We start from the raw sequence: 17,513 nt of genomic DNA on the forward strand, positions 1-17,513 counted from the left end.
ACACGTTGAGTGCACAGCGCAATCCAAACAAAACGGCCCCGCCAATTCACATTGGCGGGGCCGTTTTTTGTTGCTTCAAGCGTTGGCCTTACTGGGCGTCCGCCACTGGCGCTTTCTCACCGTGAGAAAGGCTGTAGACGTAAGCGGCCAGCAGGTGAACCTTGTCGTTGCCTTGCAGCTGTTCTTGCGCAGGCATCTGGCCCTGACGGCCGTAACGGATGGTCTGCTGCAGTTGAGCGAAGCTCGAACCGTAGATGAACGCTGCCGGGTGGGTCAGGTTAGGCGCGCCCATCGCTGGCGTGCCTTTGCCTTCCGGACCGTGGCACACCGCGCAGTTGGCGGCGAACAGCTTCTGGCCGGCTACCGGGTCAGCCTTGGTGCCTTCCGGCAGTTTGCGGCCATCGAGGTTGGTCAGTACGAACGCGGCAACGTTCGCAACGCCTTGCTCGCCGATCACTTCCGCCCAGGCCGGCATCACAGCGTGACGACCGCCCATGATGGTGGTCTTGATGGTTTGCGCTTCGCCGCCCCAGCGCCAGTCGGCGTCGGTCAGGTTAGGGAAGCCATAAGCGCCCTTGGCATCGGAACCGTGGCAGACCGAGCAGTTGGAGGCGAACAGGCGGCCACCCATCTTCAGGGCTTGCGGGTCCTTGGCGACTTCTTCGATTGGCATGGAAGCGAACTTGGCGAAGATCGGGCCGAACTTGGCGTCCGACTTGGCCATTTCCTTTTCCCACTCGTGAACGCCAGTCCAGCCGCTCTGGCCGTTGGCGAACGCGGTCTGCTTCTCGTTATCCAAGTAGTTGTAACCTGGCAGCAAACCTTTCCAGTTACCCAGGCCCGGGTACAGCACCAGGTAACCCAGGGCGAAGATGATGGTGCCCACGAACAGCATGAACCACCATTTTGGCAGTGGGTTGTCGTACTCCTCGATCCCGTCGAAGGAGTGGCCAACCGTTTCTTCGGTGGCTTCGCTGCGCTGGCCCTTGCGGGTGGACAGCAGCAGCCAGGTCAGGGCGAAGATCGTGCCGAGACTGAGGACTGTGACGTACAGACTCCAGAACGTAGTCATTCTTTGTTACTCCTAGAAGCTTGCTCGACGTGCTTGATGGCTTCGGGATCATCCGCGAAAGGCAGCAAGGTCGCGTCTTCAAACTCCGACTTGCGCTTGGGGCTGAATACCCACAACGCCAGACCGATGAAGGCCACCATCACAACAACGGTGCCCAGGCCACGAATCATCCCGATATCCATCTAAATCACCGTTTGCTTTTGATGATGGTGCCCAGGCCTTGCAGATAGGCCACCAGCGCGTCCATTTCGGTTTTGCCCTTCACAGCATCCTTGGCGCCGGCGATGTCTTCGTCGGTGTAAGGGACGCCGAGCGTGCGCAAGACTTCCATTTTCTTGGCGGTGTCTTTGCCGTCGAGCTTGTTTTCCACGAGGAACGGGTAGGCCGGCATTTTCGACTCAGGCACTACGTTGCGCGGGTTGTACAAATGCGCACGCTGCCAGTCATCGGAATAACGACCGCCAACACGGGCCAGGTCCGGACCGGTACGCTTGGAACCCCACAGGAACGGGTGGTCCCAGACGCTTTCACCGGCGACCGAGTAGTGGCCGTAACGTTCGGTTTCAGCACGGAACGGGCGGATCATCTGCGAGTGGCAGCCGACACAACCGTTGGCGATGTAGATGTCGCGGCCTTCCAGTTCAAGGGCGGTGCGAGGCTTCATGCCTTCGACCGGCTTGTTGGTGACGTCCTGGAAAAACAGCGGAACGATCTGGGTCAGGCCGCCGATGCTGACGGCGATAACCATGAAGAAGGCCAGCAGGCCAATGTTCTTCTCGACTGCTTCATGCTTCATCAGTGAGCTCCAACTACAGCAATCTGTTCAGCAGCTTTGGCTTCTGCCGGGTTCGAGGCACGTACGGTACGCCATACGTTGTAGGCCATGAACAGCATGCCGCTGGCGAAGAACGCACCGCCGAGGGCGCGAACGATGAAACCAGGGTGGCTGGCTTGCAACGCTTCAACGAACGAGTAGGTGAGGGTGCCGTCGTCGTTGATTGCGCGCCACATCAGACCCTGGGTGATGCCGTTGACCCACATCGAAGCGATGTACAGAACGGTACCGATGGTCGCGAGCCAGAAGTGCGTGTTGATCAGGCCGATGCTGTGCATCTGCACACGACCGAACAGTTTCGGGATCATGTGGTAGATGGCGCCGATCGAGATCATCGCTACCCAGCCCAAGGCACCGGCGTGTACGTGGCCGATGGTCCAGTCTGTGTAGTGAGACAGCGAGTTGACGGTCTTGATGGCCATCATCGGGCCTTCGAAGGTCGACATGCCGTAGAAGGCCAGGGACACAACGAGGAAGCGCAGGATCGGGTCGGTGCGCAGCTTATGCCAGGCGCCCGACAGGGTCATCATGCCATTGATCATGCCGCCCCAGCTTGGTGCCAGCAGGATGATCGACATCGCCATGCCCAGCGACTGAGCCCAGTCCGGCAAAGCGGTGTAGTGCAGGTGGTGCGGACCGGCCCAGATGTACAGGGTGATCAGCGCCCAGAAGTGCACGATCGACAGACGATAGGAGTAGATCGGACGCTCGGCCTGCTTCGGAACGAAGTAGTACATCATCCCCAGGAAGCCGGTGGTCAGGAAGAAACCGACCGCGTTGTGGCCATACCACCACTGGATCATCGCATCAGTCGCACCGGCGTAGGCCGAGTAGGACTTGAAGAAGCTGACCGGCAGGGACGCGTGGTTGACGATGTGCAGCATCGCCGTCACAACGATGAAGGCACCGTAAAACCAGTTACCCACATAGATGTGCTTGGTCTTGCGCTTGGTGATGGTGCCGAAGAACACCAGACCGTAAGTAACCCAGACGATGGCCAGCAAAATAGCCAGGGGCCATTCCAGTTCCGCGTATTCCTTGGTGGTGGTGTAACCCAGCGGCAAGGTAACGATCGCGCCGACGATCACCGCTTGCCAACCCCAGAAGGTGAAGGCGGCGAGGCTGTCGGAAATCAGTCGCGTTTGGCAGGTTCGCTGCACGACGTAATAAGAAGTGGCAAACAGAGCACAACCACCGAAGGCGAAAATCACCAGGTTGGTGTGCAACGGGCGTAAGCGTCCAAAAGTCGTCCACGGCAGACCGAAGTTCAATTCCGGCCATACAAGCTGTGAGGCGATGAAGACACCAAGCCCCATGCCAAGGATCCCCCAGACCACCGTCATGATGGCGAACTGGCGGACTACCTTATAGTTATAAGCAGTCGGACTGATTGCTGTGCTCATTCTAAGGTTCCACGGTTTGGGTGTTTTATTAGGAGTAAAAATCGGCCGCAAGTATGGAGAAAGCGGGGGGTCATTGCAACGCGCCATGACCTGGGTCAATGCTTTCAAAAGCTGATTCTGCGGCCTTTCCATGCGCCGCGTAGGGACAAAATTGCCCAAGGGCAAAATGTCGCAGCAGACGAAAATGGTGAGGGGGTCAGGTCGGATGTAACGGGGTGTGTTCAAACACAACGATCGGGTGACAGATGGCAATTGGCACGACAGCCGGTATCTACCAGCCTTTGCGGCCTGTCATCGAGCAGATTCGTCGAACACATCGGGTTGGGTCGACCTGGAACCGGCTCATGCCAGTCCGCATCGGGGGAAGCTTAGACCCGAATCCGGGGAACCGAAAGGAGGACCAACGGAGGGGTGCGACACTTGGTCGCAAAGGGGCAGGGAACTGCCGCATCCGGGAGAATGCGGCAGCAGAGCGGTCGAGATTTATTCGTGTTTGCCTTCAGCCTGCAAACGCTCGGTGCTCAGCCCATGAGACAGGCTGTAAACGTAAGCGGCCAGCAGTTGCACCTTGTCGTTGCCGAGCAGTTCGTTCTGCGCTGGCATATGGCCCTGGCGGCCATGACGAATAGTCTGTTGCAGTTGCGCCAGGCTTGTTCCGTAGATAAAACCGGCCGGTTGCGTCAGATTCGGCGCACCCATGGCTTCAGTGCCCTGGCCGTTTGCCCCATGACAGGCTACGCACATCGTGCTGAACGCTTGCTGTCCGGCGTGCAGGTCGGTACCGCTGTCGGCAGGCAACGGCAGGCCGGCCAGGTCATGGCGCACATAAGCCGCGACGTTTTTCACGCCAGCATCACCAAGGATCTCACCCCAGGCCGGCATCGCGGCCATGCGACCGCCCATGATCGTGGTTTTGATGGTGTCGGCGTTGCCGCCCCAGCGCCAGTTGGAGTCTGCCAGGTTGGGGAAGCCAAAGGCGCCCTTGGCATCCGAGCCGTGGCAGACCGCGCAATTGGAGGCAAACAGGCGACCGCCCATTTTCAACGCTAGCGGGTCCTGGGCCACTTCTTCCACGGGCATCGCCGCGAATTTGGCGAAGATCGGCCCGAACTTCGCGTCGGCCTTGTTCATCTCCTTTTCCCACTCGTGGACGCCGGTCCAACCGTCCTCGTAACCCGGCAGGATGCCTTTCCAGTTGCCCAGGCCGGGGTAAAGCACCAGATAGCCCACGGCAAATACCAGCGTGCCGGCGAACAGCATGAACCACCACTGCGGCAGCGGGTTGTCGTACTCCTCGATGCCGTCGAAGCTGTGGCCCATGGTCTGGTCGACGCTGCCCTTGGTTTCGCCCTTGCGGGTGCCGATCAGCAGCCAGGTCAGGCCGATCAGGCTGCCGATGGTCAGTACGCAGATCCACGTACTCCAGAAGGTGGTCATGGCCGGGTACTCCTTGTTTCAGGTTCTTGGGTGGCGTCATCGGGTAGCGGTTCATCGGCGAACGGCAGCAAACGCGCTTCGGCGAATTCCGGATTGCGCTTGCCGTTGAACACCCACAGCGTCAGGCCGACGAAGGCCACGAACACCACGACCGTGCCCAGGCCGCGGATCATTCCACTGCTCATTTCACTTAATATTTCAAAGGGCATGGCTCACCTCTTGCTCTTGATGGACGTGCCCAGCACTTGCAGGTAAGCGACCAGGGCGTCCATTTCGGTCTTGCCCTTGAGCGAGGCGACTGAGCCGGCGATGTCGTCGTCGGTGTACGGCACGCCGAGGGTGCGCATCGCCTTGATCTTGGTTTCGGTGTGGCTGCTGTCGAGTTGATTGGCCACCAGCCACGGATAGCCGGGCATTTTCGATTCCGGCACCACGTTGCGCGGGTTGTACAAGTGCGCGCGGTGCCAGTCTTCGGAGTAGCGACCGCCGACCCGGGCCAGGTCCGGGCCGGTACGTTTCGAGCCCCACAGGAACGGGTGATCCCAGACGCTTTCACCGGCCACCGAGTAGTGGCCGTAGCGTTCGGTCTCGGCGCGAAACGGCCGGATCATCTGCGAATGGCAACCGACACAGCCTTCGCGGATGTAGATGTCGCGACCTTCCAGTTGCAGCGCGGTGTAGGGCTTCATGCCTTCCACCGGTTTATTGGTCACGTCCTGGAAGAACAGCGGGACGATCTGGGTCAGACCGCCAATGCTCACGGCCAGCACCATCAACAGCATCAGCAGGCCGACGTTTTTCTCGATTGTTTCGTGTTTCATGGCGGCCTCCTCAGGCGATCTGCGCAGCAGCGGCGACTTCGGCAGGCTGCGAGGCCCGAACGGTGCGCCAGGTGTTGTAGGCCATCAGCAACATGCCGCTGAAGAAGATCGCACCGCCTACCAGGCGCACGACGAAGCCTGGGTGGCTGGCCACCAGGGTTTCGACGAAGGAGTAGGTCAGCGTGCCGTCTTCATTGACAGCGCGCCACATGAGGCCTTGGGCGATGCCGTTGACCCACATCGAGGCGATGTACAGCACGGTGCCGATGGTGGCGAGCCAGAAGTGCGCGTTGATCAGGCCGATGCTGTGCATCTGCGTGCGGCCGAAGATTTTCGGGATCATGTGGTACAGCGCGCCAATGGAGATCATCGCTACCCAACCGAGGGCGCCGGCATGCACGTGGCCGATGGTCCAGTCGGTGTAGTGGGAGAGGGCGTTGACCGTTTTGATCGCCATCATCGGCCCTTCGAAGGTCGACATGCCGTAGAACGCCAGCGAGACCACGAGGAAGCGCAGGATCGGGTCGCTGCGCAACTTATGCCAGGCGCCCGAAAGCGTCATCATCCCGTTGATCATCCCGCCCCAGCTCGGTGCCAGCAGGATCAGCGACATCACCATGCCCAGCGACTGTGCCCAGTCCGGCAGCGCGGTGTAGTGCAAGTGGTGCGGACCGGCCCAGATGTACAGGGTGATCAGCGCCCAGAAGTGCACGATCGACAGGCGATAGGAATACACCGGACGCTCGGCCTGTTTCGGCACGAAGTAGTACATCATCCCGAGGAAGCCGGCGGTGAGGAAAAAGCCGACGGCGTTGTGCCCGTACCACCACTGCACCATGGCATCGGTCGCACCGGCGTACACCGAGTAGGACTTGGTGAAACTCACCGGCAGCTCAAGGTTGTTGACGATGTGCAGAATCGCCACGGTGATGATGAACCCACCGAAGAACCAGTTGCCGACGTAGATGTGCTTGGTCTTGCGCTGCATGATCGTGCCGAAGAACACCACGGCGTAAGCGACCCAGACGATGGTGATCAGGATGTCGATCGGCCATTCCAGTTCGGCGTATTCCTTGGAGCTGGTGTAACCCAGCGGCAGGCTGATGGCGGCCAAGAGAATCACAAGCTGCCAGCCCCAGAAGCAGAACGCGGCGATTTTCGGCGCGAACAATCGGGTTTGGCAGGTGCGTTGCACCGAATAGAACGAACTGGCGAACAGGGCGCAACCGCCGAAGGCGAAGATCACTGCGTTGGTGTGCAACGGGCGCAGGCGCCCGAAACTGGTCCACGGCAGATTGAAGTTGAGTTCGGGCCAGACCAATTGAGCCGCGAGAAAAACCCCGAGCCCCATGCCGACGATGCCCCACACCACCGTCATAATGGCGAATTGGCGGACCACCTTGTAGTTGTAGGCGGTACTGATAGAAGTGTTCATGGTTCCCCATCCACGGTTCAGCCGAAGTGAAGGCCTGTCTTTGCGAGTAAGCCGCATGGCAGACGCTCCCTTCGCCTGGAGTTATAGGCAGACTAAAAGCGAGGCAAGCATGGACAAAGAGCACAAGGCCAGTATTGACGGGGATCAATGGGCGCGGTGTGTGCGGGATCACGGATGGTTGTGGAATGCCGCCTCAACGCCGGCATCGGCGACGTTGATTCTGGCTCATGGCGCCGGTGCGCCGATGGACAGCGGCTGGATGAACGACATGGCTGCACGCCTTGCTGCATCTGGGATCAACGTGCTGCGCTTCGAGTTTCCGTACATGGCGCAACGGCGCATCGATGGTGGCAAGCGTCCACCGAACCCGGCCCCGAAACTGCTCGAGTGCTGGCGTGAGGTGTATGCGGTGGTGCGACGCCATGTCACTGGGCGTCTGGCTATCGGCGGCAAGTCCATGGGTGGGCGGATGGCCAGTCTTTTGGCGGATGAACTGGAGGCCGATGCGTTGGTGTGCCTCGGGTATCCGTTTTATGCGGTAGGGAAGCCGGAGAAACCTCGGGTCGAGCATTTGGCTGAGCTCAAGACCCGGACTTTGATTGTTCAGGGCGAGCGGGATGCATTGGGCAATCGTGAAGCGGTCGAGGCTTACACGTTGGCACCGAGTATCGAGGTGTTCTGGCTGGTCGCGGGGGATCATGATTTGAAGCCGTTGAAGGCTTCGGGGTTTAGCCATGAGCAGCATTTGGCTGTGACGGCAAGTCGAGTGGCTGCGTTCCTTCAGGGCCAGCCCTCACCCTAACCCTCCCGAAACGTCGGACCGCCCGTAGGGAGAGGGGACTGACCGATGTGTTTATTCGAGCTACATCGACCTGAAATATCGAGTCGAACTCAGGCTCCGGAAACGACAAGGATCGGCTCCCTTTCTCCCTCTCCCCTGTGGGGAGAGGGTTGGGTTGGATTTTCAAGACGATACAAATCTCAAACCCTATCCACCCTCACACTCCGAGTATCAGCTTCTAGCAACAATCAGCGGTTAAACCGCTCCACCAACGAATACTGAGTATTCGCTGTCTTCGTCAGTTCTTCACTCAACAACGCCGAGTGTTGCGCCTGTTCCGACGTCTGATCCGCCAGGTGCGAGATGTTGCTGATGTTGCGGCTGATCTCTTCGGCGACAGCACTTTGCTCTTCAGTCGCCGCAGCGATCTGGGTGGTCATGTCGGTAATGTTGGCCACCGCTTCACTGATCCCCACCAGTGCCTGGTCCGCTTCCAGTACCCGCGCCACACCTTCTTCGGCCTGGCGATGCCCGGCTTCCATGGTTTGCACCGCTGTGCTGGCGGTTTGCTGGAGCTTGGCGATCAACGCGTGGATCTGCCCGGTGGATTCGCTGGTGCGTTGCGCCAGTTGACGGACTTCGTCAGCCACCACCGCAAAGCCACGCCCCATCTCGCCGGCACGAGCGGCTTCGATTGCCGCGTTCAACGCCAGCAAGTTGGTCTGGTCAGCGATGCCTTTGATCACATCGACCACGCCACCGATTTCGTCGCTGTCCTTGGCCAGTTGAGTCACGGTCAGGCCGGTTTCACCGACCACCACCGACAGGCGCTGGATGGCTTCGCGGGTTTCCCCAGCGATGTCGCGGCCGCGACCGGTCAGGCGATTGGCTTCCTGAGTTGCATCGGCCGTGCGCTGCACGTGGCTGGCGACTTCCTGAGTGGTGGCGGCCATCTGATTGACAGCGGTGGCCACTTGCTCGGTTTCGACACGTTGGCGTTCCAGACCAGTGGAGCTGCTATGCGCCAGGGTGTCGGACTGTTTCGCTTGGTCGCTCAGGTGCTCGGCGGTGTCCTGCAGGCGGGTCAGGCAGGTTTTCAGGCGGGCTTCCTGGCTGAGGATCGACATCTCCAGACGCGCCTGGGCGCCGCGGCTGTCGGTGTACATCTGCGCGATCAGCGGGTCGGAAGTGGTCTGCCCGGCCAGGTGCAGCAGACGCTTGAGACCACGCTGTTGCCAGCTCAGCCCCAACAGGCCCAATGGCACCGACAGGCCGGCGGCCAACGCAAAACCCCATTGGGAATTGAGCGACGCACCGATCATGAAGCTCAGCTGGCTGACGAGAATGAATGGCAGCCAGTCCTGCAGCACCGGCAGCCATTTGTCCGTCGAAGGAATCGCCGACTTGCCCTGGTTGATGCGTTGATAGAGCGCTTCGGCACGGCGGATCTGCTCGGCGGTGGGTTTGACCCGCACCGATTCGTAACCGACCACCTGATTGCCTTCGAAAACCGGCGTGACATAGGCGTTAACCCAGTAGTGATCACCGGTCTTGCAGCGATTCTTGACAATGCCCATCCATGGCAAGCCTTGTTTCAGTGTGCCCCACATGTGCGCGAACACCGCGGCAGGGACGTCAGGGTGACGGACCAGGTTGTGCGGTGCACGGATCAGTTCCTCTCGAGAGAACCCACTGATTTCAACGAAGGCGTCGTTGCAGTAGGTGATCACGCCCTTGGCGTCGGTGGTGGAAATCAACCGTTGCTGAGCCGGGAAGGTCCGTTCGCGTTGTGTAATGGGCTGGTTGTTACGCATGGCTTTTTCAATCCGCAAGGCTTTCAGAAGTTGTCGGCTGCGCCGCGAATTTATTGAATTTTTTTTATTAATCGGACGTGGGTCTCACATTTTCTGCATTTCGCTGATGGGGCCTGGCTCTCCCAACGGTTGAGCTATTCAGGTTTCCCTCAGGGGACTGGGCGCGTATGATTCGCCGCTGTTTTATGTAGGACGTTGGCTGGGTGCAAGCAGGATTTTAGCGACACGACCTTTATAAGGTGTCGCCGGTTTTCCAGCATTTAAATTAATGGAAGTTGATTGTTGCCCAATCCTTGGAAAAAGGTTGGGTATGAAAAGGGCTCGTAGCAATGCGTAAAAAAGTTGCAATCATAGGGACGGCGTTCCGTTTTCCAGGCTCTACTTCTGCAACTTTTTGGCCGCACCTGTTAGATCGGCAGAGCTTCATCACCGAAGCAGATTTTTCACGCTGGTCCAAGGACGAGTTCCTGCACCCGGACAAGGCCAACCCAGCGACGTCCTATACATTCGCGTCTGGCTCGCTTGGCGATATCTCCACCTTCGACGCAGGCTTTTTCAATATTTCTCCGCGCGAAGCCGCGATCATGGACCCTCAGCAACGCCTGTTGCTCGAGCTCGGCTGGGAAGTGTTCGAGAACGCTGGCGTCAAGCCTTCGAGCCTGCGCGGCAGCGATTGTGGCGTTTACCTGGGCATTGCCAGTGTCGATTACAGCTACAGGTTGGCGCATGACTTGTCGGCGATCGAAGCGGCCACCGCCACGGGCAACACCTTCAGCATTGCGGCCAACCGGCTCTCTTATTTCTACGACCTGCAAGGTCCGAGCATGGCCATCGACACGGCGTGCTCGTCTTCTCTGATTGCGTTTCACCAGGCGTGCCAGGCGATTCAGAACGGTGATATTGAACAGGCGCTGGCCGGTGGTATCAGCCTGCACCTTCATCCGTTCGGCTTCCTGATTTTTTCCAAGGCGTCGATGCTCTCGCGCACAGGCCAATGCCATGTGTTCGATGAATCCGCTGACGGTTATGTCCGGTCCGAAGGTGCTGGTCTGTTCTATCTGAAGGATTACGACAAGGCGGTCGCGGACGGTAACCAGATCCTGGCCGTCGTAGCCGGCACCGCGGCGAACACCGATGGCCGCAAGTCGAGTCTGACTGTACCGAGTGCCGAGGCGCAGATTGCACTGATGACACAGGCTTACGCTACGGCCGGCATCGACGCCACGCAGATCGATTACCTTGAGGCGCACGGCACCGGCACACCGGTCGGCGATCCGATTGAAAGCCGCGCCATTGGCGAAGCGCTCGGCCAGCAACGCCCTGCCGACCAGCCGCTGCTGATCGGCTCGATCAAAAGCAACATTGGCCACCTTGAAGCCGCGTCCGGTGTTGCCGGTTTGATGAAGGCGCTTTTCTGTGTGATTAAACGCCAGGTGCCGGCCACCATCGGCATCACCAGGCTCAATCCGAATATCCCGTTCGCCGACCTCAACTTGCAGGTCGTCACCGAAACTCAGGCACTCAAGCCCACCGGCAAACTAGTGGTCGGGGTCAATTCGTTCGGTTTTGGTGGTGCGAACGCGCACGTTATTCTGGAAAGTCCACCGCAGGCCGATGAGGCACCAGCCTCGACTGATCACCCTGTGCCGCTGATTGTGGCGGCCAAGGACAGCGCAGGTCTGGCCGCTCAGTCGGAGCAGTTCGCGGAGTTTTTGTCCGAGTTTGGCGAGGGAAGCCTTTACGACGTTGCCTATCAGTCACTGGTGCGTCGTGATGTGCATCCGCAGCGGGTCGTGGTGTTTGGCGCCGATGCTCAACAGAGTGCTCAGGCACTGCTCGATTTTGCGACAGATCCCGGGGTGCCAACCCTGTCGGCGGTGCTCGAAAGCGGTCTGGCGCTGGAGCAACCGAAAGGCCCGGTGTTCGTTTATTCCGGTAATGGCTCGCAGTGGCAAGGCATGGGCAAGTCGTTGCTCGCCGACCCGGTGTTCCATCAGGCCGTGGCCGAGGTGGACGCCATTTTCGAACCGCTGGCGGGTTACTCGCTACGGGCGGAACTGGCCGGCGACAATGGCGAAGACCGCTATCAATTGACCGAGATTGCTCAACCGGCGCTGTTTGCATTGCAGGTCGGTATCACGCGGATGCTGGCCGCGAAAGGTGTTCTGCCGATGGCTGTCACTGGGCACAGCGTGGGTGAAGTCGCCGCCGCCTGGGCCTGCGGTGCGCTGACGCTCAAGGACGCCACGCGGGTTATTTACCACCGCAGTCGTTTGCAAGGATTGACCAAAGGCAGCGGGCAAATGTCGGCGGTCGGTCTCAGCGGCGAAGACACCGCCAGCCTGCTGCAAACGCTCAACCTGCACCACGATCTGGTGGTCGCCGGTGAGAACAGCTTCAAGGGCGCCACCGTCGCCGGTCCGCAAGCCGCACTGGACGTTCTGGAACAAGCGCTGACCGAGCGTCAGGTCTTCGTTCGGCGTTTGGGCCTCGATTACGCGTTCCACTCGCCGGCCATGGACGTGATCCGCGATGCGCTGATCGACGTGTTGAGCGATGTGGTGCCGGGGCCGTCGCGCATTCCGATGTATTCGACCGTGACCGGTGACGAACTGGCCGGTGAGCGACTGGACGCCGAGTACTGGTGGCAAAACATCCGCTTGCCGGTACTGTTCCAGTCCGCCACCGAAAAGCTCGCCGAGCAGGGCTATAACGTGTTCGTGGAAGTCGGTCCGCACCCGATTCTGCGTTCGTACGTGGCCGACGCGCACAGCCGTCAGGAACGGCAAGCCGTCGTGATCGCGACGAACCTGCGTGGCGAAGAAACCCCACAGCTAATCGACCGCACTGTGGCCAAAGTCTTGATCGCCGGCGTGGACATTCAGCTGGACTGTCTGTTCCCGCATACCGGTCGATTCGTGCAGTTGCCTAATTACGCCTGGCAACGCGAGCATCACTGGCACCCGGAAACACCCGAATCTTCCGGTCACCTTCAGCGCGAGCGCGTTCATCCGCTGTTGGGCTACGCGCTGCCTGGGCATGAACTGACCTGGGACAATCGCCTGGACACCCAGCTGTTCCCATCGCTGGGCGACCACATGGTCGGCGACGCGGTGTTGTTCCCTGGCGCCGGTTTCACCGAGGTCGCGCTGGCCGCTGCATTGCAGTATCAGCCGGGCGAGTACGTGGAAATCGAAGAGCTGGAAATCCACAGCCCGCTGTTGCTGCACGCCGATTCCAGCAAGAAAGTCCGAGTAGTGGTCGACAGCACCGACGGTGCGCTGTCCATTGTTTCGCGCAGCACGGCCCAGGCCGAACCGTGGGTTCAGCATGTGATCGCCAGATTTCCTGGCGAAGCCCGCGGCGGTTTGCTCGCCGGCACCGCGCCGGCCTTGCCGAGCCGCGCAACGGACTTCACCTCGGCGGATCATCTGGCGCTGACCCGTGCGGTCGGTCTCAATTACGGCCCGGCCTATCAGGCGGTTGCGGACGGTTGGATTGACGATAATCAAGTGTTGGCGCGGCTCACCGTTCCGAGCCTGATCGAGGCGGAACTCACGAGCCTGCATTTGCACCCGGCATTGCTCGACAGCGCTTTCCAGTTGATCACCCAACTGTTGAGCAGCGACACCAGAAGCCGTAAGGGCCTGGCGTTCATACCGGTCAAACTCGGACGTATCGCGTTCGCGGCGGGCAGCCTGCCGCCGTGCCTGGCTCAGGTCCGGCTAGTGCGCCGTTCGGAACATTCGCTGTTGGCTGACTTCACCCTGTACGACGCCGAAGGCCGCGCGGTCATCTGCATCAAGGACGCGCGTTTCCGGGGTGTGCGCCTGCACAAGGATCGCAGCGGCGATCTGAAACTGGTGGACTTCGTCGGGATTGCCAAACCCTATCCCGTCGCTGGCCCTCGTTCGCCGCTGACGGGTTCGCTGTTGGGCGCGACCTTGCAGCAACAGATTGCCGCGATTGCGCACGATCCGGCGCTGGTCCGTTATGCCGATGAAATCGACCCGCTGCTCGACAACCTGTGCGGCAGTTTCCTGTGGGAAGCTATCGAGCAACTTGGTGGTGAACTCACGCTGCAGCAGCGTTCGAGCTGGGGCCCGGAGGCGTACGCGCTCTCGGGTTACCTCGATCATTTGCTGGCGCTGGCTGTGGAAGAGGGCAGCCTCGTCCTGACCACTAAAGGCAGCTGGCAAGTGGCCGATCAAGGCGAGCGCGCGAGCGCGCAAGACATTTGGCAGGAACTGTTCCGCAGTTATCCCGAACACTTCCAGATCATTCATTCGGTCGGCCGCATCGGCGTGCACCTGCTGGCGCTGTTGAGCGGGCAAGTGAGCATCGCGCAACTACTGCCACGGGAAACCTCGCCGGCGCTATTGGCCCGTCAGGTGCTCGGCGCCGCCGGCTATCACGCCTTGCTCGGCAGCCTGCGCGCGCACATCACCGAACGCCTGGCCGTGCTGCCTGATGGCCAGCGCCTACGTATTCTCGAGCTGGGTTTTGACGGTGTGCCATTGGCCGCCGACCTCGCGGCGACGCTGGACTTCGACCGCATCGACTATCAGTGCTGCGCGGAAAACATTGACCAGGTGTCGATGCTCCAGGCGGACTTTGCCAACCTGCAGATCATGACCCTGGCCGATTTCGCGCAATTGCCACAGGTACCGGGCAACGATTTCGACCTGGTGCTGGTCACTACTGACCTGGCGCCGCTGGAAGCGGTCAACCAAGGCCTGCAACACGTGGCGACACGGCTTTGCGCTCACGGTGAACTGCTGTTGTTGGCGCAACACCCCGCGCGTTGGGCGGACTTTACCTTCGGCGCACAACCGTCCTGGTGGCTGGCCGGGTACGGACAGCAAAGACTGTCGGCGCAGCAGCGTCCAGGTTTCTGGCAACAGGAATTGCAGCGTCATGGCCTCGCCGTGTCCGAGCCGTTGGAGCTGATCCCTCACACGGCTTCCGGCAGCTACTGGTTGCTGGCGGCTGCGCACACACCAAAATCCCTTAAAGTTGACGCTGAGCCTGCGCGCCAGAACTGGTTGCTGGTGGCCAGCGAACAGGAGGCGGACGCGCCATTTGCCCGCGCCTTGGCGTCGACCTTGCGCGAGCATGGCCAGGACGTTGCGCTGCTGGCCCCGGATTCTGCCGCGGGGTTGGCGGACCAATTGCGTCTGACCGGCGCCGCACCGCACCACGTGGTGATGCTGGCCGGCCTGTTCGCCACGCAAGGATTGGAGGCTCAGGCTGACCGTTGCATGCTGGCCGCCGCGATCACTCAGGCCTGTGAGGCCGTAGGTATCGCGCCGGATTGCTGGTTGCTGACCTCCGGCGCCGCCGTTCATTTGCTGCCCCTTGGCGCTCGAACCGAAAGCACCGTGCAAGGGCTGGCCGATGCAGCCTTGTGGGGCTTCGGTCGAACCCTGGCCAACGAGGCCGTCGGTTGCCGCGTGCGCCTGCTCGACCTGGCCACCGACGCAGGTGTCGAAGCACTGCTGCCAGCGCTGTTGCAGGCCGACGGTGAAACCGAACTGGCGATCAGCGCCGCTGGTGATCGCTACGTCGCCCGTTTGCGCATCCAGCCCAATGACGTGCCGGGTGACCCGCTCCAGCATGCGCCCGCCCAGGTCAAACTTGGCTTTGATTTACCGGGTCAGCTGCGCAATTTGCGTTGGGAGACCCGACCACCGCTGGTACCGGCCGGTGATGAACTGGACATCGAAGTCCAGGCCACCGGTTTGAACTTCCGGGACGTCATGTATGCCCTCGGTCTGCTCTCCGATGAGGCCATTGAAAATGGCTTTTCGGGCCCGACCCTGGGCTTTGAGTTCGCCGGTGTGGTTTGCGGTAAAGGCGCGTTGGTCGAGGGAGATTTCCAACCGGGCGAGCGCGTCGTCGGGTTCGGTCCGTCAAGCTTCGCCAACCGTCTGGTGACCAATGCCAACGCGGTCGCGCGCATTCCTGAAGGCATGTCGTTCGAAGCGGCGGCGACCATTCCGAGCACGTTCTTCACCGTCTATTACGCGGTGCATTACCTGGCGCGGCTTGAGCCTGGCGAAAAGATCCTGATCCACGGCGCGGCCGGTGGTGTGGGCATCGCCGCCATCCAGATCGCCAAATGGTGCGGCGCCGAAATTTACGCCACGGCCGGCAGCGACGAGAAGCGCGATTTCCTGCGCCTGGTCGGCGTCCAGCACGTATTCGACTCCCGATCGCTGGCGTATGCCGACGACATCCTGGCAATCACCGATGGCCGGGGGGTGGACGTGGTGCTCAACTCGCTGGCGGGCGAGGCGATCAACCGCAACCTGAGAGTGCTCAAACCATTCGGGCGTTTCCTTGAGCTCGGCAAGCGCGATTTCTATCAGAACACCAAGATTGGCCTGCGGCCGTTCCGCAACAACATCAGCTACTTCGGCATCGATGCCGATCAACTGATGAGTGAGCGTCCACAGCTGACCCGTCGGTTGTTCAGCGAAATGATGGGGTTGTTCCAGGACGGCTTCCTCACGCCGCTGCCATACCGCGCCTTCGATGCCAATGAAGTCGTCGAAGCGTTCCGCTACATGCAGCAGGCGCGGCAGATCGGCAAGATCGTCGTTACCTATCGCACACTGATTCAGAATGTCTTCAGCGCACCGGCGGCTCAGCCGCCAGCGTTACAGCTGTCGGCCGATGGCGCCTATCTGGTCACCGGTGGTCTCAGCGGATTCGGCCTGCGCACCGCGCAATGGCTGGTGGAAAAAGGCGCTCGCCATCTGGTGTTGCTGGGTCGCCGTGGCGCCGCCACCGAAGAAGCGCAGCCGATGCTCGCGGTCTGGCGCGAGCAGGGCATCAAGGTTCAAGCGCTGGCGTGCGACATCACCGACGCCGCGCAACTGAAGTCGGTCATTGCGCGCATCGAAGCCGGTGACCACCCGTTGCGCGGTGTTGTGCACGCGGCCACGGTGTTCGATGACGGGCTGATTCGCAACCTGACCTCACAACAAGTACAGCGGGTACTTGAGCCCAAAGCCAAGGGTGCGCAATACCTGCATGAAATGACCGCACACCTGGCGCTGGACTTCTTCGTGCTGTTTTCCTCCGCAACCACGCTGTTCGGCAACCCGGGTCAAGCCAACTATGTTGCGGCCAACCATTGGCTCGAAGCCCTGGCCCGCCATCGCCTGGCTCTCGGTTTGCCTGCGACCAGCGTGCTATGGGGCGCCATTGACGATGCGGGTTTCCTCGCGCGAAACGAGGACATCAAAGACGCCCTGCAAAGTCGCATGGGTGGCTCGGCGTTGCTCTCGCAAGTGGCGCTGGACACCCTCGAACGACTGCTCTTGCAGCAACGTTCCGGCCTCGGCGTGCTGGAGCTCGACTGGAAAGCGCTGTCGCGCTTCCTACCGGCTGCGAACACGCCGAAGTTCAGCGAACTGGCCCGTCTCAATGGTGGTGAACAGGACGAGGAAAGTGACATCGACGATATCCAGCGTTTGCTGGTCGAGCTGAACGCACAGGAGCTGACGGAGCTGTTTGGTGAAATGCTCAAACAGGAAATCAGCGAAATCCTGCGCTTGCCGACCAACAAACTCGACATCACCCGTCCCCTGCAAGAGTTGGGGCTGGACTCGTTGATGAGCGTCGAGCTGGTGGTCGCAGTTGAGGAACGCTTCGGGATTCGCCTGCCGGTGATGGAACTGAGCGAAACCTCCAGCATCGCCAAGTTGACCGGGCGGATTCTCGAACTGTTACGCGGCAACCAGGAGCATGACGCGGCACAGGTCAGCGCCGACACGCTGCAATCGCGTGCAGCCGATGCGCTGTCGCGTCACGGCGCGGAGCTGTCCCGGGAGGACATTGCGCAATTGAGCGATGGCCTCAATGGCCAGGATTCCAACCTCACTCGTTTGATTAACTGATTCGGACT

11 protein-coding genes are annotated in these 17,513 nt (G+C 60.6%); 2 read left to right on the forward strand and 9 right to left on the reverse strand.

Going from position 1 to position 17,513, the window contains the following annotated elements; all coding sequences use genetic code 11:
- Window positions 1–88: 88 nt before the first annotated feature.
- The 8 genes from ccoP (QF010_RS23515) to ccoN (QF010_RS23550) form a co-directional block, all read right to left on the reverse strand.
- Window positions 89–1,072 carry a cytochrome-c oxidase, cbb3-type subunit III gene (gene ccoP / locus QF010_RS23515; protein WP_033055650.1) on the reverse strand — a complete coding sequence of 328 codons (984 nt, stop codon included), beginning with the start codon at window positions 1,070–1,072 and terminating at the stop codon, window positions 89–91.
- Window positions 1,069–1,254 (reverse strand): CcoQ/FixQ family Cbb3-type cytochrome c oxidase assembly chaperone, encoded by a 186-nt coding sequence (locus QF010_RS23520; protein WP_003175465.1) that lies wholly within the window; start codon window positions 1,252–1,254, stop codon window positions 1,069–1,071. The genes ccoP (QF010_RS23515) and QF010_RS23520 overlap by 4 nt, the downstream gene beginning before the upstream one ends.
- Before the next feature lie 5 nt (window positions 1,255–1,259).
- Window positions 1,260–1,868 carry a cytochrome-c oxidase, cbb3-type subunit II gene (ccoO, locus tag QF010_RS23525; protein ID WP_018925301.1) on the reverse strand — a complete coding sequence of 203 codons (609 nt, stop codon included), beginning with the start codon at window positions 1,866–1,868 and terminating at the stop codon, window positions 1,260–1,262.
- Window positions 1,868–3,310 carry a cytochrome-c oxidase, cbb3-type subunit I gene (gene ccoN / locus QF010_RS23530; RefSeq protein WP_008157290.1) on the reverse strand — a complete coding sequence of 481 codons (1,443 nt, stop codon included), beginning with the start codon at window positions 3,308–3,310 and terminating at the stop codon, window positions 1,868–1,870. The genes ccoO (QF010_RS23525) and ccoN (QF010_RS23530) overlap by 1 nt, the downstream gene beginning before the upstream one ends.
- Before the next feature lie 483 nt (window positions 3,311–3,793).
- Window positions 3,794–4,747, reverse strand: coding sequence for a cytochrome-c oxidase, cbb3-type subunit III (ccoP, locus tag QF010_RS23535; protein ID WP_429512563.1), 954 nt, complete (start codon window positions 4,745–4,747; stop codon window positions 3,794–3,796).
- The gene (locus tag QF010_RS23540) at window positions 4,744–4,944 is read right to left on the reverse strand and encodes a cbb3-type cytochrome oxidase subunit 3 (protein ID WP_197281724.1); all 201 of its coding nucleotides are present in this window, start codon (window positions 4,942–4,944) and stop codon (window positions 4,744–4,746) included. The genes ccoP (QF010_RS23535) and QF010_RS23540 overlap by 4 nt, the downstream gene beginning before the upstream one ends.
- A gap of 15 nt (window positions 4,945–4,959) precedes the next feature.
- On the reverse strand, window positions 4,960–5,568 hold the full coding sequence (ccoO, locus tag QF010_RS23545) for a cytochrome-c oxidase, cbb3-type subunit II (protein ID WP_008157297.1): 609 nt from the start codon (window positions 5,566–5,568) through the stop codon (window positions 4,960–4,962).
- A 10-nt stretch (window positions 5,569–5,578) separates the two neighbouring features.
- Window positions 5,579–7,003 carry a cytochrome-c oxidase, cbb3-type subunit I gene (gene ccoN / locus QF010_RS23550; RefSeq protein WP_008157299.1) on the reverse strand — a complete coding sequence of 475 codons (1,425 nt, stop codon included), beginning with the start codon at window positions 7,001–7,003 and terminating at the stop codon, window positions 5,579–5,581.
- A gap of 109 nt (window positions 7,004–7,112) precedes the next feature.
- Here ccoN (QF010_RS23550) and QF010_RS23555 point away from each other — a divergent pair, with 109 nt between their 5' ends.
- A complete protein-coding gene (locus QF010_RS23555; RefSeq protein WP_429512566.1) occupies window positions 7,113–7,805 on the forward strand; it encodes an alpha/beta family hydrolase in 693 nt (230 codons plus the stop codon).
- Window positions 7,806–8,032: 227 nt separating this feature from the next.
- On the opposite strand, the gene QF010_RS23560 is transcribed toward QF010_RS23555, so the two are convergent.
- Window positions 8,033–9,598 carry a methyl-accepting chemotaxis protein gene (locus tag QF010_RS23560; RefSeq protein WP_008157303.1) on the reverse strand — a complete coding sequence of 522 codons (1,566 nt, stop codon included), beginning with the start codon at window positions 9,596–9,598 and terminating at the stop codon, window positions 8,033–8,035.
- 329 nt (window positions 9,599–9,927) lie between these two features.
- Between QF010_RS23560 and QF010_RS23565 the strand changes: the two genes are divergently transcribed.
- A complete protein-coding gene (locus tag QF010_RS23565) occupies window positions 9,928–17,505 on the forward strand; it encodes an SDR family NAD(P)-dependent oxidoreductase (protein WP_429534048.1) in 7,578 nt (2,525 codons plus the stop codon).
- Window positions 17,506–17,513 lie beyond the last annotated feature (8 nt).

It is taken from the genome of Pseudomonas silensiensis, assembly GCF_050434865.1.
In the GTDB taxonomy this organism is placed as follows: domain Bacteria; phylum Pseudomonadota; class Gammaproteobacteria; order Pseudomonadales; family Pseudomonadaceae; genus Aquipseudomonas; species Aquipseudomonas fluorescens_W.

Bases quoted from the DNA above. Each gene is read 5' to 3' on its own strand.
- QF010_RS23560 (WP_008157303.1), bottom strand. From the start codon at position 9,598: ATGCGTAACAACCAGCCCATTACACAACGCGAACGGACCTTCCCGGCT.
- ccoP (WP_429512563.1), bottom strand. From the start codon at position 4,747: ATGACCACCTTCTGGAGTACGTGGATCTGCGTACTGACCATCGGCAGC.
- ccoO (WP_008157297.1), bottom strand. From the start codon at position 5,568: ATGAAACACGAAACAATCGAGAAAAACGTCGGCCTGCTGATGCTGTTG.
- QF010_RS23565 (WP_429534048.1), top strand. From the start codon at position 9,928: ATGCGTAAAAAAGTTGCAATCATAGGGACGGCGTTCCGTTTTCCAGGC.
- ccoN (WP_008157290.1), bottom strand. From the start codon at position 3,310: ATGAGCACAGCAATCAGTCCGACTGCTTATAACTATAAGGTAGTCCGC.
- ccoP (WP_033055650.1), bottom strand. From the start codon at position 1,072: ATGACTACGTTCTGGAGTCTGTACGTCACAGTCCTCAGTCTCGGCACG.
- QF010_RS23520 (WP_003175465.1), bottom strand. From the start codon at position 1,254: ATGGATATCGGGATGATTCGTGGCCTGGGCACCGTTGTTGTGATGGTG.
- ccoO (WP_018925301.1), bottom strand. From the start codon at position 1,868: ATGAAGCATGAAGCAGTCGAGAAGAACATTGGCCTGCTGGCCTTCTTC.
- QF010_RS23555 (WP_429512566.1), top strand. From the start codon at position 7,113: ATGGACAAAGAGCACAAGGCCAGTATTGACGGGGATCAATGGGCGCGG.
- ccoN (WP_008157299.1), bottom strand. From the start codon at position 7,003: ATGAACACTTCTATCAGTACCGCCTACAACTACAAGGTGGTCCGCCAA.